6 protein-coding genes are annotated in these 10,609 nt (G+C 69.9%); all 6 read right to left on the bottom strand.

Going from position 1 to position 10,609, the window contains the following annotated elements; genetic code table 11:
- The coding region (gene rpsL, locus ACK8HX_RS16040) for a 30S ribosomal protein S12 (protein WP_411941725.1) at positions 1–213 on the bottom strand (213 nt) is incomplete at its 3' end.
- Positions 214–509: 296 nt separating this feature from the next.
- Positions 510–1,043 (bottom strand): GNAT family N-acetyltransferase, encoded by a 534-nt coding sequence (locus tag ACK8HX_RS16035; RefSeq protein ID WP_411941724.1) that lies wholly within the window; start codon positions 1,041–1,043, stop codon positions 510–512.
- A gap of 412 nt (positions 1,044–1,455) precedes the next feature.
- Entirely contained in the window at positions 1,456–2,166 is a 711-nt protein-coding gene (locus ACK8HX_RS16030; protein ID WP_411941723.1) for a spermine/spermidine synthase domain-containing protein, read from the bottom strand.
- Between the two features lie 90 nt (positions 2,167–2,256).
- Entirely contained in the window at positions 2,257–6,147 is a 3,891-nt protein-coding gene (locus ACK8HX_RS16025) for a DNA-directed RNA polymerase subunit beta' (RefSeq protein WP_411941722.1), read from the bottom strand.
- Between the two features lie 102 nt (positions 6,148–6,249).
- Positions 6,250–9,738, bottom strand: coding sequence for a DNA-directed RNA polymerase subunit beta (gene rpoB, locus ACK8HX_RS16020; protein ID WP_411941721.1), 3,489 nt, complete (start codon positions 9,736–9,738; stop codon positions 6,250–6,252).
- Positions 9,739–10,075: 337 nt separating this feature from the next.
- Positions 10,076–10,576: a hypothetical protein gene (locus ACK8HX_RS16015; RefSeq protein ID WP_411941720.1), complete on the bottom strand. Its 501-nt coding sequence runs from the start codon at positions 10,574–10,576 to the stop codon at positions 10,076–10,078.
- Positions 10,577–10,609 lie beyond the last annotated feature (33 nt).

Below are 10,609 nucleotides of genomic sequence, written 5' to 3'. Positions count from 1 at the left end.
GCCGACACCGGGGATGTAGGCGGTGACCTCGATGCCGCTCGTGAGGCGCACGCGGGCGACCTTGCGGAGGGCGGAGTTCGGCTTCTTGGGGGTGGTCGTGTACACGCGGGTGCACACACCACGGCGCTGCGGAGAGCCCTTGAGGGCAGGGGTCTTGACCTTGGTGGTCTTGTCCTGCCGGCCCTTGCGCACCAGCTGGTTGATGGTAGGCAACCTGGTTCCTTTGCTGTCTGGTCGATGCGGCGGCAACGGTGCCGCCACTCCTTGTGTGTCCGGTGCTCGACCCCCGAGGTCGGGCGTGTCGCACCGGGTGCTCCTCCCTGCACTCCCCATGGCTGACCCTCGCTGAGGATCGGTTCGGGGCGCCCGGCAAGAGGTGGGCGAGGCCGGTCCCACGCCCTCGCGGGGATGGTCTCGGCTCCAGGGCCTGGTCCTAGCCAGACACGGTTCTCAAGGATACCGGCCTGCAGGAAGCGCTCCAAATCGCTTGCCGAGGCGCCGGCACCCCGTCACCCCGGCAGGCGGTCGAACGCGGCGGCGTAGCGGAACGGGCCGGCGTCCTCGGGCTTCCAGGCGCGCAGCCGGCGGACCTGGAAGTGGCTGTCCTCCCACGGCCCCGGAGAGCCGATGCCGAGGTCGGAGGCGGTCTCGAAGCCGAAGTGGGCGTACCAGCCGGGGTCGCCGAGGAGGACGACCGCCGGCTCGCCGAGCTGGTCGGCGGTGACGAGGACGGCCGCGACGAGCGCGGACCCGATCCCCTCCCCCTGGTGCCCCGGGAGGACCCCGACGGGGCCGAGGCCGACGCTGGGCCCGTCACCCATCCGGGCGCGGCTGCACACGACGTGGCCGACGACCTCACCGTGCAGGTCCGCGACGAAGGTCAGCTCCTCGATGACGTCGCCGTCGGCGCGCAGGCCGTCGAGCAGGACCGTCTCGGCCGCGTGGGACGCCCCGTTCGGGACGCCGAACGCGGCGTCGTGGAGGGACCGGAGCGCCTCGAGGTCGGAGCGCTGCTCCCGGCGGATGACGAGGGCGGGGTCCATGCCGCCCATCCTCGCAGCCCGGCGGGGGACGGCCCGCCACGAGCCCGCGGCGGCCCGCTCTGGGCGAACGTGGGTGACAACCGTCGGTATGGCGACGATCTTCACCCACATCCCACACGCACTCCTGCGCTGCCGGGCGGCTCTGGGCGAACGTGGGTGACAACCGTCGGTATGGCGACGATCTTCACCCACATCCCACACGCACTCCTGCGCTGCCGGGCGGCTCTGGGCGAACGTGGGTGACAACCGTCGGTATGGCGACGATCTTCACCCACATCCCACACGCACTCCTGCGCTGCCGGGCGGCTCTGGGCGAACGTGGGTCACAACCGTCGGTATGGCGACGATCTTCACCCACGTTCCAGGGCGCCGGGGCGTCGGGGCGCCGGGGCGCCGGGTGCTGCGCCCCTCGTCAGCAGCCGGCCCGCACGAGCGAGTAGGTGGCGTAGGTGAACGTGCGGCCCTCCCGGGCCACCGCCAGCACGTCCTCCTCGACGACGGCGTCCTCCCCCGCCACCGACCGCAGCGCGGCGAGCAGGCCGGGCGCGACGTGGCTGGACCACACGACGAGCACGCCGCCGGGGGCGAGGGCCGCAGCGGCGGCGGCGAGCCCGGCCTCCTCGTAGAGGCCGGCGTTGGCCGCGTGGACGAGGAAGTCCGGGCCGTTGTCGACGTCGAGGAGGACGACGTCCCACGGCCCGACCGGGCCGCCCTCCCCCGCCAGCACGTCGGCGACGTCCGCGACGTGGAGGGCGCAGCGCGCGCCCTCGAGGCCGGCCAGCTCGGGGACGAGGCCCTGGCGCGCCCACCGGACGAGGGGTTCGGCCAGCTCGACGACGTCGACCTGCTCGACCCGCGGATCGTCGAGGACCGCACGGGCGGTGAACCCCAGGCCCAGCCCACCGACGAGGACACGCGCCGGCGCCTGGTGGCGCCGCAGCGCGTCGGTCGCGAGGGCGACCTCGGTCGAGGTGTCGACCGTGTCCATCGCGAACGCGCCGTCGACGACGAGCTCGAGGACGTCACCCCGGCGCCGGAGGGCGACCTCGCCGTGCGGCGTGCCCTCGCGGGCCACCGTGCGCGCCGGCCCGTCCCGGCCGGCCTCCCCCGAACCTCGACCCATCGTCGTCGTCCCTCCTCCGGGATGCCGCGAGGGCGGGCGCCCCGGTGGTCTCCCACCGGTGCGCCCGCCCTCGGCGGTGCTGCCCGTGCCTCAGAGCCGGTCGAGACCGAGCTCGCTGTCGTCGAGGCGGACGGCCTCACCCGAACCGGGCCCGAAGGCCGCGTACGAGTAGTCGTCGTAGCTCGGCATCGAGTACATCGCCGCCTTGGCCTCCTCGGTGGGCTCGACCGCGACGTTGCGGTAGCGGGGCAGCCCCGTACCGGCCGGGATGAGCTTGCCGAGGATGACGTTCTCCTTGAGGCCGAGGAGGGAGTCGGACTTGCCCTCCATGGCGGCCTCGGTGAGGACGCGGGTGGTCTCCTGGAAGGAGGCGGCCGACAGCCACGACTCGGTCGCGAGCGAGGCCTTGGTGATGCCCATGAGCTCGGGACGGCCGGAGGCGGGCTTGCCACCCTCGGCGACGACGCGGCGGTTCTCGTCCTCGAAGCGGCCACGCTCGGCGAGCATGCCCGGCAGGAGGTCGGCGTCGCCCGACTCGATGATCGTGATCCGGCGCAGCATCTGCCGCACGATGACCTCGATGTGCTTGTCGTGGATCGACACGCCCTGCTGGCGGTAGACGCGCTGGACCTCGTCGACGAGGTGCTCCTGCGTCTTGCGCGGGCCGAGGATGCGCAGCACCTGCTTCGGGTCGATCGACCCCTGGGTCAGCTGGGTGCCGACCTCGACGTGCTGGCCGTCGGCGACGAGCAGGCGGGCCCGCTTGGTCACCGGGTAGGCGTGCTCGTCGGAGCCGTCGTCCGGGGTGAGCAGGATGCGGCGCGCCTTGTCGGTCTCCTCGATCGTCACGCGGCCGGAGGCCTCGGCGATCGGCGAGACGCCCTTGGGGGTGCGCGCCTCGAAGAGCTCGACGACACGCGGCAGACCCTGGGTGATGTCGTCACCGGCCACACCACCGGTGTGGAAGGTCCGCATCGTCAGCTGGGTGCCGGGCTCACCGATCGACTGCGCCGCGATGATGCCGACGGCCTCGCCGATGTCGACGAGCTTGCCCGTCGCCAGGGAGCGGCCGTAGCACTTCGCGCACGTGCCGACCTTGGAGTCGCAGGTGAGGACCGAGCGGACCTTGACCGAGTCGACACCGGCGGCGAACAGCGCACCGATGACGACGTCACCGAGGTCGATGCCGGCCTCCGCGAGGACGTCACCGTCCTTGACGACGTCCTCGGCGAGGCTGCGCGCGTAGACCGAGGTCTCGACGTCGTCGTGGACCGCACGGGTGCCCGTGCGCTCGTCGGTCGCCGCGATCGGCATCGGCAGGCCACGCTCGGTCCCGCAGTCGTCCTCACGGATGATGACGTCCTGCGACACGTCGACGAGACGACGCGTGAGGTAGCCGGAGTCGGCGGTGCGGAGCGCGGTGTCCGCCAGGCCCTTGCGGGAACCGTGCGTCGAGATGAAGAACTCGAGCACCGAGAGGCCCTCGCGGAAGTTCGCGCGGATCGGACGCGGGATGATGTCACCCTTCGGGTTCGACACCAGACCACGCATACCGGCGATCTGCCGCAGCTGCATCCAGTTACCACGAGCACCCGAGGACACCATCCGGAAGATGGTGTTGGTCCGCGGGATGTTCGCCTCCATCTCCTTGGCGACCTCGTTCGTCGCCTGCGTCCAGATCTCGATGAGCTCCTGGCGACGCTCGTCGTCGGTGATGAGACCGCGCTCGTACTGGGTCTGGACCTTGGTGGCCTTGACCTCGTAGCCCTCGAGGATCTCGCCCTTGCGGGGCGGGGTGACGACGTCGGAGATGGCCACCGTGGTCCCCGAGCGGGTCGCCCAGTGGAAGCCGTACTCCTTGAGCGCGTCGAGGCTCGCCGCGACCTGCACCTTGCTGTACCGCTCGGCGAGGTCGTTGACGATCGTCGACAGGCGCTTCTTGTCGACCTGGTCGTTGACGTACGGGTAGTCGACCGGGAGCGTCTCGTTGAAGAGGGCGCGACCCAGGGTCGTCTCGACGAGCAGCGACGGCGCGAAGCCCTCGTCGTCGAGCTCGACACCCTCGGGCAGCTCGGCCAGCGGGGTCGGGACGACGTGCGTCAGACGGATCCTCACCCGCGAGCCGAGGAGGATCTCGCCGGCGTCGAAGGCCATGCGGGCCTCGGCGACCGTGGAGAAGACGCGACCGGAGCCGACGCCGTCCTCGACCTCGGAGGTCAGGTGGTACAGGCCGATGATCATGTCCTGCGTCGGCATCGTCACGGGGCGGCCGTCGGCCGGCTTGAGGATGTTGTTCGACGACAGCATGAGGATGCGGGCCTCGGCCTGGGCCTCGGCCGACAGCGGCACGTGGACGGCCATCTGGTCACCGTCGAAGTCCGCGTTGAACGCGGTGCAGACGAGCGGGTGGATCTGGATGGCCTTGCCCTCGACGAGCTGCGGCTCGAAGGCCTGGATGCCGAGGCGGTGCAGCGTGGGAGCGCGGTTGAGGAGCACCGGGTGCTCGGTGATGACCTCCTCGAGGACGTCCCAGACGACCGAGCGCTGGCGCTCGACCATCCGCTTGGCCGACTTGATGTTCTGCGCGTGGTCGAGGTCGACGAGCCGCTTCATGACGAAGGGCTTGAAGAGCTCGAGCGCCATCTGCTTGGGCAGGCCGCACTGGTGCAGCTTGAGCTGCGGGCCGACGACGATGACCGAACGGCCGGAGTAGTCGACGCGCTTGCCGAGCAGGTTCTGGCGGAACCGGCCCTGCTTGCCCTTGAGCATGTCGGACAGCGACTTCAGCGGACGGTTGCCGGGGCCCGTGACCGGGCGGCCGCGACGGCCGTTGTCGAAGAGGCTGTCGACGGCCTCCTGGAGCATCCGCTTCTCGTTGTTGACGATGATCTCGGGAGCACCGAGGTCGAGCAGGCGCTTGAGGCGGTTGTTGCGGTTGATGACGCGGCGGTACAGGTCGTTGAGGTCCGAGGTCGCGAAGCGGCCACCGTCGAGCTGCACCATCGGGCGCAGGTCCGGCGGGATGACCGGGATCGCGTCGAGGACCATGCCCGACGGCTGGTTCGTCGTCGTCTGGAAGGCCGAGACCACCTTGAGGCGCTTGAGGGCGCGGGTCTTGCGCTGGCCCTTGCCGGTGGCGATGATCTCGCGGAGCAGCTCGGACTCGGCGTCGAGGTCGAAGGTCTCGAGGCGCTTCTGGATCGCCGCGGCACCCATGCCGCCCTCGAAGTAGAGGCCGAAGCGGTCGCGCATCTCGCGGTAGAGGACCTCGTCGCCCTCGAGGTCCTGGACCTTGAGGTTCTTGAAGCGGTCCCAGACCTGCTCGAGGCGCTCGACCTGCTGGTCGGCGCGACGGCGGATCGCGTTCATCTCGCGCTCGGCGGAGTCGCGGACCTTGCGCTTGGCGTCGGACTTGGCACCCTCGGCCTCGAGCGCGGCGAGGTCGTCCTCGAGCTTCTTGGCCCGGGTGTCGACGTCGGCGTCGCGGCGGTTCTCGATCTCCTTCTTCTCCACCTGGATCTGCGCCTCGAGCGAGGGCAGGTCGGCGTGGCGCTGGTCGACGTCGACCGAGGTGATCATGTAGGCCGCGAAGTAGATGACCTTCTCGAGGTCCTTCGGGGCGAGGTCGAGCAGGTAGCCCAGGCGCGACGGGACGCCCTTGAAGTACCAGATGTGGGTGACGGGGGCGGCGAGCTCGATGTGGCCCATCCGCTCGCGACGCACGGCGGCGCGGGTGACCTCGACGCCGCAGCGCTCGCAGATGATGCCCTTGAAGCGGACCCGCTTGTACTTGCCGCAGGCGCACTCCCAGTCACGAGTGGGGCCGAAGATCTTCTCGCAGAAGAGGCCGTCCTTCTCGGGCTTGAGGGTGCGGTAGTTGATCGTCTCGGGCTTCTTGACCTCACCGTGGCTCCAGGCACGGATGGAGTCGGCGGTGGCGAGGCCGATCCGGAGCTCGTCGAAGAAGTTGACGTCGAGCACGTGGTTCCTTCTTTCGTGGTCTTGCTGAGTCTGTGGTCTGTCAGGTGGGTGTCGGGCCGGTGGGCGGGCCGGGACGCGAGCGGCGTCCCGGCCCCACACCTGTCAGACCTCTTCGACGCTGCTCGGCTCGCGCCGGGACAGGTCGATGCCGAGCTCCTCCGCAGCGCGGAAGACGTCCTCCTCGGCCTCGCGCATCTCGATCGTGGAGCCGTCGGACGACAGCACCTCGACGTTGAGGCAGAGGCTCTGCATCTCCTTGATGAGCACCTTGAAGGACTCGGGGATGCCGGGCTCGGGGATGTTGTCGCCCTTGACGATCGCCTCGTAGACCTTGACGCGGCCGTTGACGTCGTCGGACTTGATCGTCAGGAGCTCCTGGAGCGCGTAGGCCGCGCCGTACGCCTCGAGCGCCCAGACCTCCATCTCACCGAAGCGCTGCCCACCGAACTGGGCCTTACCGCCGAGCGGCTGCTGGGTGATCATCGAGTACGGACCCGTGCTGCGCGCGTGGATCTTGTCGTCGACGAGGTGGTGGAGCTTGAGGATGTACATGTAGCCGACCGAGACCGGCTCCGGGTACGGCTCGCCGGAGCGGCCGTCGAAGAGCCGGGCCTTGCCCGAGCCGTCGATGAGGCGCACGTCGTCGCGCGTCTTCGTCGTCGAGTCGAGCAGGCCGATGATCTCGTCCTCGCGGACACCGTCGAACACCGGCGAGGCGACGCGGGTGCCGGCCGGGGCCGTGCGCGCGTCCTCGGGGATGAGCTTGGCCCACTCGGGGTCGCCCTCGATCGACCAGCCGCGGCTGGCGGCCCAGCCGAGGTGGAGCTCGAGGATCTGCCCGACGTTCATGCGGCCGGGGACACCGAGCGGGTTGAGCACGACGTCGACGGGCGTGCCGTCCTCGAGGAACGGCATGTCCTCGACGGGCAGGATCTTGGAGATGACGCCCTTGTTGCCGTGACGGCCGGCGAGCTTGTCACCGTCGGTGATCTTGCGCTTGTTCGCGACGTAGACGCGCACCAGCTGGTTGACGCCCGGGGGCAGCTCGTCGCCGTCGTCCTTGTCGAAGACCTTGACGCCGATGACGGTGCCGGTCTCGCCGTGCGGCACCTTGAGGGAGGTGTCACGGACCTCGCGCGCCTTCTCACCGAAGATCGCGCGGAGCAGGCGCTCCTCCGGGGTCAGCTCGGTCTCACCCTTGGGCGTGACCTTGCCGACGAGGAGGTCGCCGTCGCGGACCTCGGCGCCGATGCGGATGATGCCGCGCTCGTCGAGGTCGGCGAGGACGTCCTCGGAGACGTTCGGGATGTCCCGGGTGATCTCCTCGGGGCCGAGCTTGGTGTCGCGCGCGTCGACCTCGTGCTCCTCGATGTGGATCGAGGACAGGACGTCGTCCTGGACGAGGCGCTGGCTGAGGATGATGGCGTCCTCGTAGTTGTGGCCCTCCCACGGCATGAACGCCACGAGGAGGTTGCGCCCGAGCGCCATCTCGCCACCGTCGGTCGCGGGACCGTCGGCGATGAGGCCGTTCGCCTCGACGCGGTCGCCCTCGGAGACCACGACGCGCTGGTTGTAGCTGTTGCCCTGGTTGGACCGGTTGAACTTGTTGATCCGGTAGGTGCGGCTCGTGCCGTCGTCACCGGCGACGGTGACGAGGTCGGCGGAGACCTCGGTGACGACGCCGGCCTTCTCGGCGACGACGACGTCACCGGAGTCGACGGCCGCGCGGTACTCCATGCCGGTGCCGACGAGCGGCGCCTCGGCGCGCACGAGCGGCACGGCCTGGCGCTGCATGTTCGAGCCCATGAGGGCGCGGTTGGCGTCGTCGTGCTCGAGGAAGGGGATGAGCGCGGTCGCGGCGGACACCATCTGGCGCGCGGAGACGTCGATGTAGTCGACGTCCTCGGCCGGGACGTACTCGACCTCGCCACCCTTGACGCGCACGAGGACGCGCTCGTGGGCGAAGCGGGTGCCGTCCTCGGTCAGCGTGGCGTTCGCCTGCGCGATGACGTGCTCGTCCTCCTCGTCGGCGGACAGGTAGTGCACGTCGTCGGTGAGGCGGCCCTTGGTGACCTTGCGGTACGGCGTCTCGATGAAGCCGAACGCGTTGATCCGCCCGTACGACGCGAGCGAGCCGATGAGGCCGATGTTCGGACCCTCAGGGGTCTCGATCGGGCACATGCGGCCGTAGTGCGACGGGTGGACGTCACGGACCTCCATGCCGGCGCGGTCGCGCGAGAGACCACCCGGGCCGAGCGCCGAGAGGCGACGCTTGTGCGTCAGGCCGGCGAGCGGGTTGTTCTGGTCCATGAACTGGGAGAGCTGGCTGGTGCCGAAGAACTCCTTGATGGACGCCACGACCGGGCGGATGTTGATGAGCGTCTGCGGCGTGATCGCCTCGACGTCCTGGGTCGTCATCCGCTCGCGGACGACGCGCTCCATCCGGGACAGGCCGGTGCGGACCTGGTTCTGGATGAGCTCGCCGACGTTGCGCAGGCGACGGTTGCCGAAGTGGTCGATGTCGTCGGTCTCGACGCGGATGTCGACCACCTCGCCGCGGCGGTGACCCGGGAGGGTCTCCTCGCCGGCGTGGAGGGCGACGATGTACTTGATCGTCGCGACGACGTCCTCGATGCCGAGCGTCGAGTTCGACAGCTCGCCCTCGATGCCGAGCTTCTTGTTGATCTTGTACCGGCCGACCTTGGCCAGGTCGTAGCGCTTGCCGTTGAAGTAGAGGTTGTCGAGCAGCGTCTGCGCGGCCTCCTTCGTCGGCGGCTCGCCCGGGCGCAGCTTGCGGTAGATGTCGAGCAGGGCGTCGTCCTGGCCCTGGGTGTGGTCCTTCTCGAGCGTGAGTCGCATCGACTCGTACTCGCCGAACTCCTCGAGGATGTCGGCCTCGGACATGCCGAGGGCCTTGAGGAGGACGGTGACCGACTGCTTGCGCTTGCGGTCGACGCGCACGCCGACCATGTCGCGCTTGTCGATCTCGAACTCGAGCCAGGCGCCGCGGCTCGGGATGACCTTGGCCGTGTAGACGTCCTTGTCGGAGGTCTTGTCCGGGGTGCGCTCGAAGTACACGCCCGGGCTGCGGACCAGCTGGGAGACGACGACGCGCTCGGTGCCGTTGATGATGAAGGTGCCGCGCTCGGTCATGAGCGGGAAGTCGCCCATGAAGACGGTCTGGCTCTTGATCTCACCGGTGGTGTTGTTCATGAACTCCGCGGTGACGAACAGGGGCGCCGAGTAGGTCTGGTCGCGCTCCTTGCAGTCCTCGATGGAGTACTTGACCTCCTCGAAGCGGTGGTCGCGGAAGCTCAGCGACATCGAGCCGCTGAAGTCCTCGATCGGGGAGATCTCCTCGAAGATCTCCTCGAGTCCGGAACGCTCGGGGACGTCGTCGCGACCCTCGGCGCGGGCCGCGGCGACCCGCTCCTGCCAGCGCTCGTTGCCGAGGAGCCAGTCGAAGCTCTCGGTCTGGAGGGCGAGGAGGTCGGGGACCTCGAGGGGCTCACGGATCTTCGCGAACGACAGACGGCCCGAGGCCGTACGTGCGGTGGTGACGGTCTTGGACGTGGTGCGCGAGGCAGCCAAGGATGGTTCCTTCCACGGGCCTGGATCAGACTTCAGCGTGCGAGGCCACCTGACCGGTCACCCGTGACGTCCTCCGCGTCGCACGTCCTCCCGGGACAACCGGGGGCATGGCGACACGAGGGCTCGACGACGAGGGGGGGAAGGTAGGGGGCAGCGCAAAGAAATAGCATACCCGATGACGGCACGGCCGTCCAGCCCGGTCAAGCCGCGAGGCCCGGGCGGTGGTCACCAGCCGGAGCGGGTGACGCAGACAGGATGGCTTGTCACCTCGGGCTCGTCAAGGCGATCCGCCGGTTTTCACGCTCCGCGGACGTCCGGTCGCGCTCGGCGAGGGCCGTCAGTACGCGACGAGCCGGGCGATGAGCCACCGGTCGCCGACGCGCTGCATCGTCGCGATGACGCGGTTCTGGTCGACCGAGGGCTGCTCCTGCTTCGCGCTCGTCTTCGCCTGGTTGACGAAGACCTGCACGGTCACGGTGTCCGCCGACTGGCTCATGACGCCCGCCTCGTAGGAGCGGGCCCGGACGACGGCCTTCTCCTCCCGCGCGAGCGGCAGGATCGTCTTCGCCATCGTCGCGGCGTACTCGTCCTTGAACGGCCCGGTGAGCAGGGCGGCGTTGCGCGCGGCCTGCTGCTCGAGGGTCTGGTGGTCGTAGCTGAGGAGCTGCTCGAGGTCGGCGCGGGCCGCCGCGGTGGCGGCGCGGGCGTCGCGGTCGGCCGCGCCGGGGTCACCGAAGGAGACCGCGGCGACGCCGGCGAGGAGGAGGAGCGAGACGGCGAGCGCTGCCAGCGGCGCCCACAGCGCGCGCGGTACGCGGGACCCCCCACGCGAGGGCACGTCCTCGCCTGCCCCGTGCTCACTTCGACCAAT

Origin of the sequence: Oryzobacter faecalis, from assembly GCF_046764005.1 — a bacterium.
Classification (GTDB): domain Bacteria; phylum Actinomycetota; class Actinomycetes; order Actinomycetales; family Dermatophilaceae; genus Oryzobacter; species Oryzobacter faecalis.
This window is presented reverse-complemented; position numbering and strand designations above follow the sequence as displayed.